The sequence below is a fragment of the Klebsiella sp. GB_Kp047 genome (genome assembly GCF_040065235.1).
Taxonomy (GTDB): domain Bacteria; phylum Pseudomonadota; class Gammaproteobacteria; order Enterobacterales; family Enterobacteriaceae; genus Klebsiella; species Klebsiella quasipneumoniae.
On sequence record NZ_JBEAJG010000041.1, the window covers coordinates 324,035 to 340,927 of the forward strand.

General features: G+C 60.9%; 19 protein-coding genes and 1 pseudogene. 8 read left to right on the forward strand and 12 right to left on the reverse strand.

Features of this window, described 5'->3' with window-relative positions; genetic code table 11:
- Positions 1 to 46 precede the first annotated feature (46 nt).
- From ABLV76_RS22120 to sad, 3 genes are all read right to left on the reverse strand, one after another.
- Positions 47 to 415 carry a DUF4186 domain-containing protein gene (locus tag ABLV76_RS22120; RefSeq protein ID WP_348878478.1) on the reverse strand — a complete coding sequence of 123 codons (369 nt, stop codon included), beginning with the start codon at positions 413 to 415 and terminating at the stop codon, positions 47 to 49.
- Positions 415 to 1,341 (reverse strand): glutaminase B, encoded by a 927-nt coding sequence (gene glsB, locus ABLV76_RS22125; RefSeq protein ID WP_004205960.1) that lies wholly within the window; start codon positions 1,339 to 1,341, stop codon positions 415 to 417. Before glsB ends, ABLV76_RS22120 begins: the two co-directional genes overlap by 1 nt.
- 80 nt (positions 1,342 to 1,421) lie before the next feature.
- Entirely contained in the window at positions 1,422 to 2,807 is a 1,386-nt protein-coding gene (sad, locus tag ABLV76_RS22130; RefSeq protein ID WP_004205961.1) for a succinate-semialdehyde dehydrogenase, read from the reverse strand.
- Positions 2,808 to 2,913: 106 nt separating this feature from the next.
- Between sad and ABLV76_RS22135 the strand changes: the two genes are divergently transcribed.
- Entirely contained in the window at positions 2,914 to 3,792 is an 879-nt protein-coding gene (locus ABLV76_RS22135) for a LysR family transcriptional regulator (protein ID WP_348878479.1), read from the forward strand.
- On the opposite strand, the gene ABLV76_RS22140 is transcribed toward ABLV76_RS22135, so the two are convergent.
- Positions 3,746 to 4,228 (reverse strand): GNAT family N-acetyltransferase, encoded by a 483-nt coding sequence (locus ABLV76_RS22140; protein WP_064177849.1) that lies wholly within the window; start codon positions 4,226 to 4,228, stop codon positions 3,746 to 3,748. The genes ABLV76_RS22135 and ABLV76_RS22140 overlap by 47 nt on opposite strands.
- Before the next feature lie 145 nt (positions 4,229 to 4,373).
- On the opposite strand from ABLV76_RS22140, the gene ABLV76_RS22145 reads away from it, so the two are divergent.
- Positions 4,374 to 5,318 (forward strand): L-lactate dehydrogenase, encoded by a 945-nt coding sequence (locus tag ABLV76_RS22145; RefSeq protein WP_017900360.1) that lies wholly within the window; start codon positions 4,374 to 4,376, stop codon positions 5,316 to 5,318.
- Between the two features lie 21 nt (positions 5,319 to 5,339).
- Here the strand turns inward: ABLV76_RS22145 and ABLV76_RS22150 are convergent.
- Positions 5,340 to 5,420: pseudogene (locus ABLV76_RS22150) on the reverse strand (DeoR/GlpR transcriptional regulator); the annotation flags it as partial.
- Complete coding sequence (locus tag ABLV76_RS22155; RefSeq protein ID WP_348878480.1) at positions 5,420 to 6,214, reverse strand: PhzF family phenazine biosynthesis protein; 795 nt, start codon at positions 6,212 to 6,214, stop codon at positions 5,420 to 5,422. The pseudogene ABLV76_RS22150 and the gene ABLV76_RS22155, both read right to left, overlap by 1 nt.
- 201 nt (positions 6,215 to 6,415) lie before the next feature.
- On the opposite strand from ABLV76_RS22155, the gene ABLV76_RS22160 reads away from it, so the two are divergent.
- Positions 6,416 to 7,615 carry a sugar transporter gene (locus ABLV76_RS22160; RefSeq protein WP_004205967.1) on the forward strand — a complete coding sequence of 400 codons (1,200 nt, stop codon included), beginning with the start codon at positions 6,416 to 6,418 and terminating at the stop codon, positions 7,613 to 7,615.
- 67 nt (positions 7,616 to 7,682) lie between these two features.
- Here ABLV76_RS22160 and ABLV76_RS22165 read toward each other — a convergent pair whose 3' ends face one another.
- Complete coding sequence (locus tag ABLV76_RS22165; protein WP_004205969.1) at positions 7,683 to 8,351, reverse strand: MarC family NAAT transporter; 669 nt, start codon at positions 8,349 to 8,351, stop codon at positions 7,683 to 7,685.
- Between the two features lie 261 nt (positions 8,352 to 8,612).
- Here ABLV76_RS22165 and marR point away from each other — a divergent pair, with 261 nt between their 5' ends.
- The 3 genes from marR to marB are packed head-to-tail and all read left to right on the forward strand — an operon-like array spanning position 8,613 to position 9,701.
- The gene (gene marR / locus ABLV76_RS22170; protein WP_017900358.1) at positions 8,613 to 9,047 is read left to right on the forward strand and encodes a multiple antibiotic resistance transcriptional regulator MarR; all 435 of its coding nucleotides are present in this window, start codon (positions 8,613 to 8,615) and stop codon (positions 9,045 to 9,047) included.
- A 20-nt stretch (positions 9,048 to 9,067) separates the two neighbouring features.
- Positions 9,068 to 9,442: an MDR efflux pump AcrAB transcriptional activator MarA gene (marA, locus tag ABLV76_RS22175; RefSeq protein ID WP_002904397.1), complete on the forward strand. Its 375-nt coding sequence runs from the start codon at positions 9,068 to 9,070 to the stop codon at positions 9,440 to 9,442.
- Between the two features lie 40 nt (positions 9,443 to 9,482).
- Positions 9,483 to 9,701 carry a multiple antibiotic resistance protein MarB gene (marB, locus tag ABLV76_RS22180; RefSeq protein ID WP_043519537.1) on the forward strand — a complete coding sequence of 73 codons (219 nt, stop codon included), beginning with the start codon at positions 9,483 to 9,485 and terminating at the stop codon, positions 9,699 to 9,701.
- A gap of 48 nt (positions 9,702 to 9,749) precedes the next feature.
- Here marB and eamA read toward each other — a convergent pair whose 3' ends face one another.
- Positions 9,750 to 10,649, reverse strand: a complete 900-nt coding sequence (gene eamA / locus ABLV76_RS22185) for an O-acetylserine/cysteine exporter (protein WP_064183699.1) — start codon at positions 10,647 to 10,649, stop codon at positions 9,750 to 9,752.
- Between the two features lie 194 nt (positions 10,650 to 10,843).
- On the opposite strand from eamA, the gene ydeE reads away from it, so the two are divergent.
- Both ydeE and ABLV76_RS22195 read left to right on the forward strand, forming a co-directional pair.
- Positions 10,844 to 12,040, forward strand: a complete 1,197-nt coding sequence (gene ydeE, locus ABLV76_RS22190) for an efflux MFS transporter YdeE (RefSeq protein WP_004205975.1) — start codon at positions 10,844 to 10,846, stop codon at positions 12,038 to 12,040.
- A 129-nt stretch (positions 12,041 to 12,169) separates the two neighbouring features.
- Positions 12,170 to 12,652 (forward strand): helix-turn-helix domain-containing protein, encoded by a 483-nt coding sequence (locus tag ABLV76_RS22195; protein WP_049115616.1) that lies wholly within the window; start codon positions 12,170 to 12,172, stop codon positions 12,650 to 12,652.
- Between the two features lie 35 nt (positions 12,653 to 12,687).
- Here ABLV76_RS22195 and urtE read toward each other — a convergent pair whose 3' ends face one another.
- Genes urtE through urtB form a run of 4 tightly spaced genes read right to left on the reverse strand, consistent with a single transcriptional unit; the run spans position 12,688 to position 16,840 of the window.
- Positions 12,688 to 13,386 carry an urea ABC transporter ATP-binding subunit UrtE gene (gene urtE / locus ABLV76_RS22200; RefSeq protein WP_004205977.1) on the reverse strand — a complete coding sequence of 233 codons (699 nt, stop codon included), beginning with the start codon at positions 13,384 to 13,386 and terminating at the stop codon, positions 12,688 to 12,690.
- Between the two features lie 9 nt (positions 13,387 to 13,395).
- Complete coding sequence (gene urtD / locus ABLV76_RS22205; protein ID WP_004205978.1) at positions 13,396 to 14,193, reverse strand: urea ABC transporter ATP-binding protein UrtD; 798 nt, start codon at positions 14,191 to 14,193, stop codon at positions 13,396 to 13,398.
- Positions 14,193 to 15,266, reverse strand: a complete 1,074-nt coding sequence (gene urtC / locus ABLV76_RS22210) for an urea ABC transporter permease subunit UrtC (RefSeq protein ID WP_065877671.1) — start codon at positions 15,264 to 15,266, stop codon at positions 14,193 to 14,195. The genes urtD and urtC overlap by 1 nt, the downstream gene beginning before the upstream one ends.
- Complete coding sequence (urtB, locus tag ABLV76_RS22215) at positions 15,266 to 16,840, reverse strand: urea ABC transporter permease subunit UrtB (RefSeq protein WP_348878481.1); 1,575 nt, start codon at positions 16,838 to 16,840, stop codon at positions 15,266 to 15,268. The genes urtC and urtB overlap by 1 nt, the downstream gene beginning before the upstream one ends.
- Between the last annotated feature and the right edge of the window lie 53 nt (positions 16,841 to 16,893).

The following is a 16,893-nucleotide window of genomic DNA, read 5'->3' on the forward strand; positions in this document are numbered from 1 at the left end:
CATGAGAATATTTATCAGGCATACTCCGGCGCCGATCAAATGCAAATTAGCGCACAGACGGCGCGTTCATCTGCAGCACCAGCCAGCGGTGGATCACCTGCACAATATAGCGCTGTTCCTGCTCGCTCAGCGCGCGGCCGTGGGGAATGGCGTGCCATTTTTCCAGGCAGCCGCGACAGCAGGTGGCGGTCGCGTGCTGGGCGATAAACACCGGGTGACCGCGCATCGGCGTCTGCTTGCCATCATTGGCCGGCTCGGCGGATGCCAGCCGCTGGCGAATGAAATCGGCGGCGTGCTGGTCGATGACCTCCGGTCCCTTATCGAGACAATATTGCCGCTCTTTCATCCCCAGCCGGAAGCGCGAACGAAACGTCGAGCGCGCCAGACGAGCAAACAACCGATCCTGATCGACCATCAGAACACCGACCTCCCCAGCCGCTGAGTCAGTTTCTCCAGCAGCGCCACCCCGGCCAGCGAGTTACCCGCCTCGTCAAGCTCCGGGCTCCACACCGCGATCGCCATCTCCTGCGGCACGATCGCCACAATTCCGCCGCCGACGCCCGATTTCGCCGGCAGCCCCACGCGCCAGGCGAACTCGCCGGCGTTCTGGTACATGCCGCTGGTCATCATCAGGGCATTCACCTGACGGGACTGGATAGGCGCGATAACCGGCTTTTCCAGGTGCGGGGCGATGCCGCGGTCGGCGAGGAAGAGAAATGTTCGCGCCAGCTCGACGCAGCTCATCTCCAGCGAACAGTAATGAAAATAGTTCTGCAGCACGGTGGTGACGTCGTTATGGAAGTTGCCGAAGGATTTCATCAGCCAGGCGATAGCGGCGTTGCGTGCCGAATGCTCAAACTCAGAGCGGGCCACCAGCGGATCGTAGGCGATATCGGCCACGCCGCTGAGGCGGCGGACTATCTCCAGCATCCGCTGGCGCGGCGCGCTGAGCCGGCTCTGCAGCATGTCGCAAACCACCAGCGCCCCGGCGTTGATAAACGGGTTGCGCGGTTTACCCTGCTCGATCTCCAGCTGCAGCAGCGAGTTAAACGGCTGTCCGGAGGGATCTTTCCCCACCCGCTGCCAGATCTCTTCTTCCTGATAGTGGTTCATGGCCACCACCAGACTCAATACTTTGGAGATCGACTGGATGGAGAATCGTTCATGCGCATCGCCGGCGGCAAAATGTTGCCCGTCCACTGTACTGATAGCGATGCCAAGCTTGTCGCCGCTGACGCTGGCCAGCGCCGGAATATAATCCGCCACTTTACCGCGGCCAATCAGCGGCCTGATTTCTGCCAGAATGGCTTCCAGCATTGCGTTATTGATCACCGTCGCCACACGCGGCTCCTTGCCCACCGTCGAATTTTGGTGGGCGAGTATAGCAGACGAGAACGACGGTCGTCAGGGGCAAACGCAGATTAGCGACGGTCTTTCCAGACGGTCTGCGCATTGCAGAACTCGTGCAGACCAAAATGCGACAGTTCACGACCAAAACCGCTCTTCTTCACGCCGCCGAAAGCCACCCGGGCGTCGCTGGCGCAGTAGCCGTTAAGGAAGACGCCGCCGCACTCCAGCTCGCGGGCAAAGCGCTGAGCCTGCGCTTCGTCGGTGGTGTAGACCGTTGCCGACAGGCCAAATTCGCTGTCGTTGGCGAGGGCCAGCGCGTGGTCCGCATCTCGAGCGGTGGTCAGGGTCGCCACCGGACCAAACAGTTCCTGGCGGAAGCCGGTCATTCCGGCGGTGACGTTGCCCAGGACCGTGGGCGCGTAGTAATTGCCCGCCCCTTCGATTTTCTCCGCCCCCAGCAGCAGTGTCGCGCCTTCATCGAGGGTCGCCGTGACCTGCTGGTGCAGTTCATCGCGCAGATCGAATCGCGCCATCGGCCCGACGTAATTCTGCTCGTCGCGCGGATCGCCCATCTTCAGCGCCGCGACGGCGTCGACAAATTTGCGGGTGAAGGCTTCGGCAATGCCGGCTTCGAGGATAAATCGTTTCGACGCGGCGCACACCTGGCCGCTGTTCTGATAGCGGCCGGTGACGGCGGCCTTTACCGCTTCATCCAGATCGGCGTCGTTCAGGACGATAAAGGGATCGGATCCCCCCAGCTCGAGCACGCATTTTTTCAGCGCTGCGCCCGCCTGAGCGCCAATCGCTTTTCCGGCGCGGACGCTGCCGGTGACGGTCACCGCCGCGATGCGGTCGTCATTGATAATCTGCGAAACGCCGTCATTGGTGGCATTGACCCAGCCAAAAACCCCCTCCGGCAGGCCGGCGGCGGCAAAAATTTCGCCCAGCAGACGGGCGCTGCCCATTACGTTAGGGGCATGCTTCAGCAGGTAGCTGTTGCCGGCCAGCAGGATCGGCACCGCGCCGCGCAGCACCTGCCAGACCGGGAAATTCCACGGCATCACCGCCAGAATGGCTCCCAGCGGACGATATTCGATCACCGCCTGGTTATTTTCCACCAGGGTGGCTTCGGTCGCCAGCATCGCCGGGCCATGTTCGGCATACCAGTCGCAGAGGTTGGCGGATTTCGCCACCTCGCCGCGAGCCTGAGCAATCGGTTTGCCCATCTCGAGCGTGATCGTCTGGGCCACCTCTTCACCGCGGGCGCGCAGCTCGGCCCCAATGCGGCGCAGCGCGTCGGCGCGTGCGGCGAGCGGCGTCTGACGCCACTGGCGATAACCCGCCGCGGCGAGAGCGATAGCCGCGTCGACCTCGCGTTCGCTGGCCCACGGCAGCGAGGAGACCACCTCACCGGTAGTCGGGTTGACGGAGACGGCGTGCGTTGCAGATAAATTCATCGTTATTCTCTCTCTCGTTGCTTGCGAAGTGAGCGTATTCTGGCTTACCTTTCCATTCATTGAAAATGAATAATATTAAGCAACGCATTCACAAAAGAAGAATGGTATGGACCTGACTCAACTTGAGATGTTTAACGCTGTCGCTAGCACCGGCAGCATCACCCAGGCGGCGCAAAAAGTGCATCGTGTGCCGTCCAACCTCACCACCCGCATCCGCCAGCTGGAGGCTGATCTTGGCGTTGAGCTGTTTATTCGCGAGAACCAGCGGCTGCGCCTCTCCCCCGCGGGCCACAGCTTTTTACGCTACAGCCAGCAGATCCTCGCCCTGGTTGACGAGGCGCGAATGGTGGTGGCGGGCGACGAACCCCAGGGGCTGTTCTCTCTCGGTTCGCTGGAGAGCACCGCGGCGGTGCGGATCCCCACCACCCTGGCCCACTTTAATCAGCGTTACCCGAAAATTCATCTCGCCCTCTCCACCGGCCCCTCCGGGACAATGATCGACGGCGTGCTGGAGGGAGCCCTGAGCGCCGCATTCGTTGATGGACCGCTGGTGCATCCGGGCCTGGAGGGGCTGCCGGTGTTCCCTGAAGAGATGATGATCGTCGCCCCCTACGGCCACGCGCCCATCGCCCGCGCCAGCGAAGTGAACGGGGCAAATGTCTACGCTTTTCGCGCCAACTGTTCCTACCGCCGGCATTTTGAGAGCTGGTTCCATGCCGACAGAGCGACCCCGGGCAGGATCCACGAGATGGAGTCTTACCACGGGATGCTGGCCTGCGTGATCGCCGGCGCGGGCCTGGGGTTGATCCCGCGCAGTATGCTGGAAAGTATGCCCGGCCATCAGCAGGTATCCGCCTGGCCGCTGGCCGAAGAGTGGCGCTGGCTCACCACCTGGCTGGTGTGGCGCCGGGGCGCCAAAACCCGCCAGCTGGAGGCGTTTATAGCCCTGCTGAACGAAGATCGGCAAACAGCGGTTTCTCCATAAACACGCTGAGCGGATCGGGCTGGTAAGGGGCAAACGCGCAGCGGGTCTGATAGCCGTTGCGCGTATAGAGGGTGATGGCCGCATGCTGATGGATGCCGGTCTCCAGGCGCAGAGTATGGCAGTCGCGCTGCCGCGCTTTCTCCTCCAGGGCCGCCAGCAGCTTTTCTCCCAGCTGCTGTCCGCGGTGCTGTGGATCGATATAGACCCGCTTCATCTCGCCAAAACCTTCAGCGCTGAGGACGATAGCCCCGCAGCCAACGGCTTCGCCCTGCGGACTGCGAATCGCCAGGGCGATCACTGTCTCTGGCGGCAGCTGGCCGAGGTCCAGCAGATGGTTGCTCTCTGCCGGGTAGAGTGTCTCCTGCCAGGCGTCGAGGGCGGCAATCAGGGCGGTAAATTCGGCGTCGGTGGGGGCGATGTCGGTAACGGTATACATAGGTGAGCTCCTTTTTTTATGCCACTGTAGCGCGCCTCAGGACGGTTTCCGCCATAGCATTAACTTATATTGCCGCCAACCACTTGCGCTAACTCACTGAAACACAGTAATTTTATCCCCTGCCGTTCGTTTTTGAGAGCTGAATATGCACACCAAAGCCCGTAAAGTGATGATTATTGGCGCCGGCAACGTCGGCGCGTCGGCGGCCTACGCGCTGCTCAATCAGAGCATCTGCGAGGAGCTGATCCTCGTCGACATTAACCAACAGCGCGCCGAGGCACACGCTCAGGACCTCAGCGATGCCGCGGCCTATCGGCCGGGGATGATGACCATCTCTACCCGGGAGGCTAGCGACTGCGCTGATGTCGACATCGCGGTGATCACCGTCTCCGGCGGTGCGCTGCGTCCAGGCCAGAGCCGACTGGATGAACTGACCACCACCGCGAAGATAGTGAAGCGCATCGTGCCAACGATGATGGCCAATGGGTTTAACGGCATCTTTCTGGTAGCCACGAACCCCTGCGACATCATCACCTGGCAGGTATGGCAGCTCTCCGGCCTGCCGCGCAGCCAGGTGCTGGGCACCGGCGTCTGGCTGGATACCACCCGCCTGCGCCGTCTGCTGGCGCAGGAGCTGAACATTGGCGCCCAGAGCATCGACGCTTTTATCCTCGGCGAGCACGGCGACACTCAGTTTCCGGTTTGGTCGCACTCCTCGGTGTATGGCTCGCCGATAGCCGACCTCTACCAGCAGCGCACCGGCCGGCCGCTCGACCGCGAGGCGATGGCCGACAAAGTGCGTAAGCTGGGGTTTGAGATCTACGCCGGGAAAGGCTGTACGGAATATGGTGTGGCAGGCACCATCGCCGAGATCTGCCGTAATATTTTTACCGGCAGCCACCGCGCGCTGGCGGTCTCCTGCATTCTTGACGGTGAGTACGGGGTCTGCGGCGCGGCGGCTGGCGTGCCGGCGGTGCTGGCCCAGGGGGGCGTGGAGCAGATTATCGAACTGCGGCTGGCCGACGAAGAGCAGGCGAAGTTCAGCCAGTCGATTGCGGTAATCAAAGCCAATATCGCGCGTCTGCCCTGATGGCAGACGGCGACGTCTGGTTCAGTCGGCAATGATCAGCTGTGGGGAAAGGGTCACCAGCGCCTCGCGGGTCGCTTCCGGCAGGTGGCTGTCGGTAACGATTACCCTCGCAGATAAATCGTTCCGCGCAGATAGGTGGTGGCCTGGCCGCCGATCAGCACCCTGTCGCCCTGCCACTGGCAGCGCAGGTCGCCGCCGCGGGCGGAGCCCTGGCGCGCCATCATGGTGGTTTTCCCCAGTTTTTCGCCCCACCAGGGGATCAGCATGCTATGGGCGGAGCCGGTCACCGGATCCTCCGGCACCCCTTCACCCGGGCAGAAGAAGCGGCTGACAAAGTCATACTCCTCATCCGGCGCGCTGACGCAGATCATTTTGCCAAGCGTCTGCAGGCGCGCCATGTCCGGCCGCACCGCTTCAACCTGCTGACGATCCGCCAGCAGCACCAGATAATCGCGCCCTTCACGTACCTCGACGGCCGCCTCGAGGCCTAGTCCGGCCAGCAGGTCCGCCGGCGGGTCGGCCACCGGGCTGGTCGTCCACGCCGGGAAGTCGAGCGTCAGCCAGTCTCCGCTGCGGGTGACTCGCAGGTCGCCAACGAAGCGGGTGCTGAAGGTGATGGTCGCCGAGGGATGGTCGAGATACTCAAAAATAACGTGCGCCGCGGCCAGGGTGGCATGACCGCAGAGGTTGATCTCGTGCAGCGTGGTAAACCAGCGCAGCTCATAGCCTTCGTCGGTGCGGACGAAGAACGCCGTTTCGGACTGATTATGCTGTTGGGCCATTTTCAGCAGCACATCGTCGGCTAACCACTCGCTGAGGGGGCAGACGGCCGCGGCATTGCCACCGAAGTTTTTATCGCTGAAAGCATCGACCAGATAAAATTGAATTTCCTGCATACACTGTCCTTACTTTTTTTACTTTCCTTCAACATGACATAAAAGCGCCCCTCTGACACTATCCATAGCAAAATTAATTGCTTAACCGCGCCTGGCTGCTTGCAGTGAAACGAGAGGCAGATCACATAATGATTGTCTTTTCGCCAGCAAACGTTTTATGATCGGCGTCACATCTTCCCCTGAATCACCAGTCCAGAGCTTATGACTACGAATACGGTCTCACGCAAGGTAGCGTGGCTACGTGTCGTGACGTTGGCCATCGCCGCGTTTATTTTTAACACCACAGAATTCGCCCCGGTCGGTCTGCTGTCGGATATTGCCGACAGCTTCGGCATGGAAACTGCCCAGGTGGGCATGATGCTGACCATCTACGCATGGGTGGTGGCGTTAATGTCGCTGCCGTTTATGCTGCTGACCAGCAAAGTGGAGCGCCGGCGGTTGCTCATCGGCCTGTTTATTCTGTTTATCGCCAGCCATGTGCTGTCGTTCTTTGCATGGAATTTTGACGTGCTGGTCATCAGCCGCATCGGCATCGCCTTCGCCCATGCGGTGTTCTGGTCGATAACGTCGGCGCTAGCCATCCGCATGGCCCCCCCGGGCAAACGGGCGCAGGCGCTCAGTCTGATCGCCACCGGTACCGCGCTGGCGATGGTGTTTGGGATTCCGATCGGCCGCATCATCGGCCAGTATTTTGGCTGGCGAATGACCTTCCTGGCGATCGGCCTAGGCGCGTTAGCCACCCTGGTCTGCCTGGTGAAACTGCTGCCGACCCTGCCGAGCGAACACTCAGGCTCGCTGAAGAGCCTGCCGGTGCTGTTCCGTCGCCCGGCGCTGGTCAGCGTATACATTCTGACCGTAGTGGTGGTGACCGCCCATTATACCGCCTACAGCTATATCGAACCCTTCGTCCAGACGGTGGCGGGTCTGAGCGGCAATTTTGCCACCGTGCTGCTGCTGATCCTCGGCGGGGCCGGGATTATCGGCAGCATTCTGTTCGGCAAGCTCGGTAACCAGCACGCTTCGGGGCTGATAAGCCTCGCCATCGGCCTGCTGCTGGCCTGTCTGCTGCTGCTTCTGCCGGCCTCGCATAACCCGCACCACCTGATGCTGCTCAGCATCTTCTGGGGGGTGGCGATTATGATTATCGGTCTCGGCATGCAGGTGAAAGTGCTGGCCTCCGCCCCGGACGCCACCGACGTCGCCATGTCTCTGTTCTCGGGCATCTTTAATATCGGCATTGGCGCCGGCGCGCTGGTGGGCAGCCAGGTGAGTTTGCATCTCTCTATGGCCTCCATCGGCTATATCGGCGCTATCCCGGCGCTGGCAGGCCTGATCTGGGCCCTGCTGATCTTCCGCCGCTGGCCGGTATCGCTGGAAGAACACCAGCCGCACCACTCTTAATTTAGCCGCAAAAACAGCCCGCCGGTATCGCTCCGGCGGGCTGTTGTCTCTCTGCGCATCACCGCGGTCAGGGATGCCAGGTCGAAATGATCTCCAGCACGCCATTAATAATAAATTGCACGCCCATGCAGACCAGCAGGAAGCCCATCAATCGTGAGATGGCCTCAATGCCGCCTTTGCCTACCAGACGCATAATCGCCCCCGAACTGCGCAGGCAACCCCAGAGAATGATCGCCAACAGGGCAAAGATAATCGGCGGCGCCGCCAGCACCACCCACTCCGGGAAGTCCACCCCGTGCTTAACGGTCGAGGCGGAACTAATGATCATCGCGATGGTGCCCGGACCGGCGGTGCTTGGCATCGCCAGCGGCACAAAGGCGATATTGGCGGTCGGCTCATCCTGTAGTTCTTCCGATTTGATCTTCGCTTCCATCGAATCGTGGGCTTTTTGCTGGGGGAACAGCATACGGAAACCGATAAAGGCCACAATCAACCCCCCGGCGATTCGCAGCCCAGGTATTGATATGCCGAATGTATTCATCACCACCTGGCCGGCATACCATGACACCATCAGGATGGCGAAGACATACACCGAGGCCATCAACGCCTGCTTGTTACGCTCGGCGTTGTTCATATTGCCCGCCAGGCCGAGGAACAGCGCCACGGTAGTCAGCGGATTCGCCAGCGGTAAAAGCACCGCCAGGCCGAGCCCTATCGCTTTAAACAAATCGAACATAGTTAAATAAAGTCCCGTAAACATTCATTTTTTAAAGATGGTTTCAATCCGTGAGTATACCGGCTTCAACAATTCCAACGCCAGCCAGCTGATAAATCACTTTCGCCAAAAATTAACAAGCGTTAGAAAATTCACAAACAGTGACACGCGTCGAATTTTTTTATTTTAGCAAATCGTGGCATCGGCTAATTCATAATGTTGACTTATGATTGCCTGGGCAATAGTATCACTCGCAACTAAATCATTGCCTGGGCAACCATCATGAAAAATACCAGCGACCTGTTCAACGAGATGATTCCGCTGGGCCGCTTGATCCAGATGGTTAACCAGAAAAAAGATCGCCTGCTCAACGACTACCTCTCACCCATGGATATTACCGCGACCCAGTTTCGGGTGCTCTGTTCCATTCGTTGCGAGGTATGTATTACCCCCGTTGAGCTGAAAACCGTGCTTTCCGTCGACCCGGGCGCGATGACGCGTATGCTCGACCGCCTGGCGTGTAAAGGCTGGATTGAACGGTTACCCAACCCCGCTGACAAGCGCGGTGTGCTGGTGCAGTTGACGCCAGACGGCGCAGCCCTTTGCGAGCAGTGTCATCAGGTTGTGGGTCAGAAGTTACACCAGGAGTTAACAAAAAATCTGTCGGCGGACGAAGTCGCCATGCTTGAGCAACTCCTCAAGAAGGTCCTGCCGTAACAATAAGAAGAGGTAAGATGATGTCCAGACGTAATAATGACGCCATCACTATCCATAGTATTTTGTCGTGGATCGAGGATAACCTGGAATCGCCCCTGTCGCTGGAAAAAGTGTCTGAGCGCTCAGGTTACTCCAAGTGGCACCTGCAACGTATGTTTAAGAAAGAGACCGGCCATTCCCTCGGCCAGTACATCCGCAGCCGTAAGCTGACGGAGATTGCGCAAAAGCTCAAGCAGAGCAATGAGCCAATCCTGTACCTGGCGGAACGCTACGGTTTCGAATCGCAGCAGACCCTGACGCGAACGTTTAAAAACTATTTCGATGTTCCGCCCCACAAATATCGCATAACGAATGTACCTGGCGAATCCCGCTATCTGCATCCGCTAAATAACTGATGTTAATCGCCTGTAATATCAAAGACGTATTGAGGAAATCATGAAACTATTCGCTGCCGCAGCTATCGTCCTTCTGTCGCTGGCATCCAGCTTCAGCTTTGCGGAGCAAACCACCACGCCGGTGCGGCAAAACCAGCGTGACACAATGATTCTCCCTTCGGACCATAATGACTCGCCGTTTGATTTCAATCATATGGCGGCCGGCAATGATAAATCTGACGAACTAGGCGTGCCGTACTACCAGCAGCACGACCTGTGATGCCATTACACGCATACTTGTGTATAGCCCCGTCTCCGGGGCTTTTTTTTACCCGCGCGCCATGCCCGGCCGCACCAGACGCAGACCGAAAACGTTGATATAGAGCCCGGCCATGATCAGCGCCGCCCCGGCGAGCTGCAGTCCGCTCAGCGTCTCCCCCAGCAGCAGCGCGGCGCTGGCCATCCCCACTACCGGCACCAGCAGCGACAGCGGCGCCACCCGCCAGGTTTCATAGCGCCCCAGCAGCGAGCCCCAGATACCATAGCCGACGATGGTGGCGATAAACGCCAGGTAAAGCAGCGAGAGAACCGTCAGCATATCGATCTGACGTAGACTCGCCAGCATGAGCTGCGGGCCATCGATCAGCCACGAGGCAAACATAAACGGCAGCACCGGGATCAATGCGCTCCACACCACCAGCGACATGATCGGCGGGCGGGTCGCCTGGGACATGATTTTTTTGTTGAAAATATTGCCGCAGGCCCAGCTGAACGCCGCCGCCAGGGTCAGCATAAAGCCCACCAGCGGGACATGCTCCCCGCCGAGGCTCCCCTCCACCAGCACCAGCACGCCGAAGATCGCCAGCGCGATCCCCGCCAGCTGCTTGCCCTGTAAGCGTTCGCCAAAGACGAAGGCGCCGAGAATGATGGTAAAAAAGGCTTGCGCCTGCAGCACCAGCGACGCCAGCCCCGCCGGCATGCCCAGGCCGATAGCGCAGAACAAAAAGGCAAACTGGCCAAAGCTAATGGTCAGGCCATAGCCCAGCAGCAGGCGCAGCGGAATGGCCGGCCGGGCGACAAACAGCAGCGCCGGGAAGGCGACCAGCATAAAGCGCAGGCCCGCCAGCATCAGCGGCGGCATATTGTGCAATCCCAGCTTAATCACCACGAAGTTAAGCCCCCACACCACCACTACCAGCAGCGCCAGCAGTCCATCTTTCCTCGTCATACCCTGCCTCTGTCGTTATTAGAATTTTTGTGAACAAAATCAAAGTAGCGAAAAAGCGGTCGCCAGGATAGATCATTATTTTTGGCAGGTTCGGAAGTGCCTATCGCCACCGGGGCGACCTGTACAAGGCGTGATGGCCGTGTTATTTGTGATCGAAGACATAAAATTATAACAACATGACAGGCAAGGAAATCATGATCACCACACTCCGGCGCTCCACCATCGCGCTGCTGGCATCGTCGCTACTGTTGACTATCGGCCGCGGGGCCACACTGCCGTTTATGACCATCTACCTCACCCGACGCTATCAGCTGGAGGTGGATGTGATTGGCTACGCCCTGTCGCTGGCCCTCGTGGTCGGCGTGCTGTTTAGCATGGGCTTTGGCATCCTCGCGGACAAGTTCGACAAAAAGCGCTATATGGTGTGGTCAGTGCTGGTGTTTATCCTTGGTTTCAGCGCGATACCGCTGGTCAATAACGCTATCCTGGTGGTGATCTTCTTTGCGCTGATCAACTGCGCCTACTCGGTCTTTTCCACCGTGCTGAAAGCCTGGTTCGCCGACCGGCTGACGGCGGAGAAAAAAGCGCGCATCTTCTCGCTGAACTACACCATCCTCAACATCGGCTGGACCGTCGGACCGCCCATCGGCACGCTGCTGGTGATGCACAGCATTAATCTGCCATTCTGGCTGGCGGCAGCCTGCGCCGCCTTCCCGTTAGTGTTTATTCAGCTGTTTCTGCAGCGAGATGGCGCCGCCGCCGCCCAGCCAGGGGCTGCCGTCTGGACGCCTTCGGTGCTGCTGCGTGACCGCGCGCTGCTGTGGTTTACCTGTTCAGGGCTGCTGGCCTCCTTCGTCGGCGGCGCTTTCGCCTCCTGTATCTCGCAGTACGTACTGGTGGTCGCCAGCAGCGACTTCGCCGAAAAAGTGGTGGCCGTGGTGCTGCCGGTTAACGCCGCGGTGGTCGTCGCTCTGCAGTATGCGGTTGGCCGGCGACTGAGCGCCAGAAATATCCGACCGCTGATGACCTTCGGCACCGTCTGCTTTGTGATCGGCCTCGTGGGCTTTATGTTCTCCGGCGCCAGCCTGTGGGCATGGGGGATCTCGGCGGCGGTCTTCACCCTTGGCGAGGTGATTTATGCCCCCGGCGAGTATATGCTGATTGACCATATCGCCCCGCCGGGGATGAAGGCCAGCTACTTCTCCGCTCAATCGCTGGGATGGCTGGGCGCGGCATTCAACCCGATGCTGACGGGGTTGATCCTCACCCATCTGCCGCACTGGTCGCTTTTTGTCATTCTTATCGGGGCCATTGTCGCCGCCTGGCTGATGATTTTCCGCGGGATCAATGCCCGCCCCTGGCAACCGGATTCTCCGCTGGCCAACGCCTGACGCCAGCTGGAATGCGGCTGTCAGGTTGCTGTCGGGTCGTTGTCGGGTCGCTGTCGTGGTGGCTGGCGGCCCGCTTTTCCATACTCCATCACAGGTTTACATCCGAAGAACGTCATGGAGCATACAAATATGAACAGCAACAATCAGGTCAAACAATTACGGCTGCAGCGCGCCTGGTCCCAGGAACAGCTGGCCGAAATGGCGGGGCTCAGCGTTCGCACGATCCAGCGCATTGAGAATGGCGAACGCCCGGGACTGGAGACCCTCAGCGCCCTCGCCGCGGTCTTTGAGGTGACGGTGGCCGAGATCGGCGGCGAAGCCTCGCGGGAGGGCGCGCCGGGCCCGGAAGCCTCGCTGGATCTGCGTATAGAGGAAGCGAAAGCGCGGGTGCAGCAGGAGAGCCGCTTTTTTCGTTCCCTGTCGGTGGCGCTGGTGGTCTGCGTGCTGCTGGCGCTGCTCAACCGGCACACTAACCCGCAGTACACCTGGTCCGGCTGGGTCGCCCTGATCTGGGGCGCTCTGCTGGCGGTGAGAGGATTACGCCTGTTCGTGTTCGGCGAATGGATCAAAAACTGGCGCCAGGCGCGCCTGCAGCGGCTGCTGCGTAAATAGCAAGGAAACCGGCGGCGCGAACGCCGCCGGTCCGTTCAGATAGTCACCAGGGCGCGTACGCCGTCGGTTTCCATATCTCCGCCCTTGCCCTGCTGGACGATGGCGCCGCGCGACATCACCAGGTAGTGGTCCGCCAGCCCGGCGGCAAAGTCATAGAATTGTTCCACCAGCAGGATGGCCATATCCCCGCGGCTCGCCAGCTGACGGATCACCTCGCCAATCTCTTTGATGACCGAGGGCTGGATCCCCTCGGTGGGCTCATCGAGGATCAGCAGCTGCGGACGGCTGGCCAGCGCCCGGCCGATCGCCAGCTGCTGCTGCTGGCCGCCGGATAAGTCACCGCCCCGCCGCTGCTTCATGGTCTTGAGCACCGGGAAAAGCTGGTAAATCTCCTCCGGCACCTGCTGCGCCTCGCGGGCGGGAAAGCGCGATAGCCCCATCAGCAGGTTTTCCTCCACCGTCAGGCGCGGAAAAATCTCGCGTCCCTGAGGGACGTAGGCCACCCCGGCCTGTACCCGCTGGTGCGGTTTACGGTGGGTAATGTTCTGATCCTGCCAGCGTACCTCACCGCTGCGCGCCGGGATCAGCCCCATCAGACATTTCAGCAGGGTGGTCTTGCCGACGCCGTTGCGCCCCAGCAGGCAGGTGACTTCGCCCTGGCGGGCGGAAAAATCCACCCCACGCAAAATATGGCTGCCGCCGTAGTATTGATGTAGCTGACTCACCTGTAACATTGGCGCTCCTTAACGTCCCAGATAAACTTCAATGACCTGCTCATTGGCCTGCACCTCCCGCAGCGATCCCTCCGCCAGCACCTGGCCCTGATGCAGGACCGTCACCCGGTCGGCGATAGTCTCGACAAATCCCATGTCGTGCTCCACCACCATCAGGGAGTGCTGTCCGGCCAGGGTACGAAACAGCTCCGCTGTATATTCGGTTTCCGCATCGGTCATGCCGGCCGCTGGCTCATCAAGCAGCAGCAGATGCGGCTCCTGCACCAGCAGCATGCCGATCTCAAGGAACTGTTTCTGGCCATGGGAAAGCAGCCCCGCCTGGCGGTAGCGTTCGCCGTCAAGACGCAGCAGGCGCAGCACCTCATTCAGTCGATCGTCCTGTTCACTGCTCAGCCGGGCGCGCAGGCTGGCCCACACCGATTTATCTCCCTTCATCGCCAGGGCGAGATTTTCCGCCACCGTCAGCGCTTCGAAGACCGTCGGCTTCTGAAACTTGCGCCCGATGCCCTGGCGGGCGATGGCCACCGGTTCGAGGGTGGTCAGATCCACCGACTGGTCATAGATCGCTTTGCCGCTCTGCGGCCGGGTTTTGCCGGTGATCACGTCCATCAGGGTGGTCTTGCCCGCGCCGTTGGGGCCGATCACACAGCGCAGCTCGCCGACGCCTATCGCCAGCGACAGGTCCGTCAGCGCCCGGAAACCGTCAAAGCTAACGTTAATGTTCTCCAGCTGCAGTACCGGGTCGGTTTGCGCACGAAAGCGATCGCCGGGCAGCTGGCGGGTAAACAGTCCTTCATCCGGTTGCATTAGCGGTCTCCTCGACGCAGCAGGCCCATCACCCCGCGGGGTAAAAACAGGGTTACGATGATAAAGATGAGGCCGAGAAACAGCTGCCAGTACTCCGGCATCGCCACGGTGAAAATGCTCTTCGCGCCGTTGACCAGCCCGGCGCCAAGCACCGGGCCGATCAGGGTGCCGCGCCCGCCGAGCGCCACCCAGATGGCGGCCTCGATGGAGTTGGTCGGCGACATCTCGCTGGGGTTGATGATCCCCACCTGCGGGACATATAACGCCCCCGCCAGGCCGCAGAGCACCGCCGACAGCGTCCACACCAGCAGCTTGAAGCCGCGCGGGTCGTACCCGCAGAACATCAGGCGGTTCTCGGCATCCCGCACCGCGGTGAGGATCCGGCCAAACTTACTCTGCGCCAGCGCCGAGCCCAGCCACAGGGTCAGCAACAGCAGCAAAATCGTGGCCATAAACAGGGTGGCGCGGGTGCCGGTGGCGGTGACCGGAAAACCCAGCAACGTGGTAAAACCGGTGAAACCGTTATTGCCGCCAAACCCGGTCTCGTTGCGAAAGAACAGCAGCATACCGGCATAGGTCAGGGCCTGGGTCATGATCGAGAAATAGACCCCTTTGATCTTCGAGCGAAAGGCAAACCAGCCGAAAACCAGGGCCAGCAGACCGGGAACCAGCACCACCAGCGCCATCGCCCAGGCGAAATGCTGCGTGCCCCACCAGAACCAGGGCAGTTCGCTCCAGGAGAGAAAAGACATAAACGCCGGCAGACCGTCGCCCGCCGCCTGGCGCATCAGGTACATGCCCATAGCGTACCCGCCGAGGGCAAAGAAAATCCCGTGCCCCAGCGACAGCATACCCGCGTAGCCCCAAACCAGATCCAGCGCCACCGCCACAATGGCGTAGCAGAGGATTTTACCGCTCAGGGTCAGCAGCCAGCTCGGCACCGCCAGCGGATGGGAGGCCGGCAGCAGTGCCAGAAATGGCATGCTCAGTAGCCCCAGCACCAGCAGGATCCCCAGCCAGCGCAGAGGCCGCGGCGCGCGCTGCGCCAGCGTTAAGGTAACAGGTTGGCTCATCAGTCAATCACCCTCCCTTTCAGCGCGAACAGACCCTGCGGGCGTTTCTGAATAAACAGAATAATCATCACCAGGATCAGGATTTTGCCCAGCACAGCGCCCATTTGCGGTTCGAGAATTTTGTTGAAAATGCCCAGCCCAAAGGCCGCCGCCACGCTGCCGGCCAGCTGGCCGACGCCGCCCAGGACCACCACCAGGAATGAGTCGATGATATAGCCCTGACCCAGCTCGGGCCCGACGTTGCCGAGCTGCGACAGCGCCACGCCGCCCAGCCCCGCAATACCGGAGCCGAGGCCAAAGGCCAGCATATCCACCCGCCCGGTAGGTACGCCGCAGCAGGCGGCCATCGCCCGGTTCTGCGTCACGGCGCGGACGTTCATCCCCAGACGGGTGCGGTTCAGGATGAGCCAGGTAAAGCACAGCACCAGCAGGACGAACGCCAGCACCGCCAGCCGGTTCCACGGCAGGATCAGGTTCGGCAGGACCTGCACGCCGCCGGAGAGCCAGGCGGGGTTCGCCACCTCGACGTTCTGCGCGCCAAACAGCATGCGCACCAGCTGGATAAGCATCAGGCTGATCCCCCAGGTGGCGAGCAGCGTCTCCAGCGGCCGACCATACAGATGACGAATAATGGTGCGCTCCAGCGCCATGCCGATCCCGGCGGTCACCAGAAACGCCACCGGCAGCGCGACCAGCGGATAAAAGGCCAGCCACTGCGGCGCGAGCTGCGCCAGCGCCTGCTGAACCAGCCAGCAGCTGTAGGCGCCAATCATCAGCATCTCGCCGTGGGCCATGTTAATCACCCCCAGCAGGCCGTAGGTGATCGCCAGCCCCAGCGCGGCCAGCAGCAGCACCGAGCCCAACGACAGCCCCATAAAGGCCTGGCCCAGCAGATCGCCGATCAGCAGACGATGTTTGATCTTTTTCAGGCTGTCGCTGGCCGCCTCGCGCACCGCCGCATCCGGCTCATGCTGGGCATCGGTAAAGGGGATCAGCAGCGCCTGGGTTTCCGGGTCCGCGGAATGGCCGAGCAGCGTCACGGCGGCCAGCCGCGCGCCGGCCTCAGGCTGAGTCAACTGCAGCCGCGCCAGCGCCACCTCCAGCAGGCCCCGCACATTATCATCGCTTTCCGCCTTCAGCCGCTGCTGCAGCAGCGCGGCCATGGCCGGGGTCGCTTCCCGCTGTAGCGTTCGTGCGGCGGACGCTCGCTCTGTGACGTTGTCACTTAAAATAAGATGGCTGGCCAGCGCGCCGGCAGCCAGATTGCGCAGCCGGTTGGTCAGACGCACCGGTCGGGTTTCGCCCTGGGGCGCGGCGACGGCACCCAATGGCTGTAATCCGCCCTGTCGGGTGCGGAAAGCATGTTTTCCGTCGTCCATCACCAGGCTCTCGGTGGTCAACGCCCGCAGCAGCGGCAGACGATCCGCCTGCGGCGCTGCCGCCCACTGGGTCAACAGCTGCGCCTGCTGGCTGCGGCTGGCGGCAACGAAGTCGTCCGCCTCCGCGGCCTGTGCCCGCCATGGCAGCAGGATCAGCAGTAGCGTCAACACACTCATGAGACGCAATGCGTTCATGTCGTTCTCCTCTGGTCAGCGGCCGACGGACGCGACGTTCCCGCTCCGTCGGC

Excerpts from the sequence above, each read along its gene's own strand:
- ABLV76_RS22120 (WP_348878478.1), bottom strand. The coding sequence starts at position 415 with ATGGTCGATCAGGATCGGTTGTTTGCTCGTCTGGCGCGCTCGACGTTT.
- sad (WP_004205961.1), bottom strand. The coding sequence starts at position 2,807 with ATGAATTTATCTGCAACGCACGCCGTCTCCGTCAACCCGACTACCGGT.
- ABLV76_RS22135 (WP_348878479.1), top strand. The coding sequence starts at position 2,914 with ATGGACCTGACTCAACTTGAGATGTTTAACGCTGTCGCTAGCACCGGC.
- ABLV76_RS22140 (WP_064177849.1), bottom strand. The coding sequence starts at position 4,228 with ATGTATACCGTTACCGACATCGCCCCCACCGACGCCGAATTTACCGCC.
- ABLV76_RS22145 (WP_017900360.1), top strand. The coding sequence starts at position 4,374 with ATGCACACCAAAGCCCGTAAAGTGATGATTATTGGCGCCGGCAACGTC.
- ABLV76_RS22155 (WP_348878480.1), bottom strand. The coding sequence starts at position 6,214 with ATGCAGGAAATTCAATTTTATCTGGTCGATGCTTTCAGCGATAAAAAC.
- ABLV76_RS22160 (WP_004205967.1), top strand. The coding sequence starts at position 6,416 with ATGACTACGAATACGGTCTCACGCAAGGTAGCGTGGCTACGTGTCGTG.
- ABLV76_RS22165 (WP_004205969.1), bottom strand. The coding sequence starts at position 8,351 with ATGTTCGATTTGTTTAAAGCGATAGGGCTCGGCCTGGCGGTGCTTTTA.
- marR (WP_017900358.1), top strand. The coding sequence starts at position 8,613 with ATGAAAAATACCAGCGACCTGTTCAACGAGATGATTCCGCTGGGCCGC.
- marA (WP_002904397.1), top strand. The coding sequence starts at position 9,068 with ATGTCCAGACGTAATAATGACGCCATCACTATCCATAGTATTTTGTCG.
- marB (WP_043519537.1), top strand. The coding sequence starts at position 9,483 with ATGAAACTATTCGCTGCCGCAGCTATCGTCCTTCTGTCGCTGGCATCC.
- eamA (WP_064183699.1), bottom strand. The coding sequence starts at position 10,649 with ATGACGAGGAAAGATGGACTGCTGGCGCTGCTGGTAGTGGTGGTGTGG.
- ydeE (WP_004205975.1), top strand. The coding sequence starts at position 10,844 with ATGATCACCACACTCCGGCGCTCCACCATCGCGCTGCTGGCATCGTCG.
- ABLV76_RS22195 (WP_049115616.1), top strand. The coding sequence starts at position 12,170 with ATGAACAGCAACAATCAGGTCAAACAATTACGGCTGCAGCGCGCCTGG.
- urtE (WP_004205977.1), bottom strand. The coding sequence starts at position 13,386 with ATGTTACAGGTGAGTCAGCTACATCAATACTACGGCGGCAGCCATATT.
- urtD (WP_004205978.1), bottom strand. The coding sequence starts at position 14,193 with ATGCAACCGGATGAAGGACTGTTTACCCGCCAGCTGCCCGGCGATCGC.
- urtC (WP_065877671.1), bottom strand. The coding sequence starts at position 15,266 with ATGAGCCAACCTGTTACCTTAACGCTGGCGCAGCGCGCGCCGCGGCCT.
- urtB (WP_348878481.1), bottom strand. The coding sequence starts at position 16,840 with ATGAACGCATTGCGTCTCATGAGTGTGTTGACGCTACTGCTGATCCTG.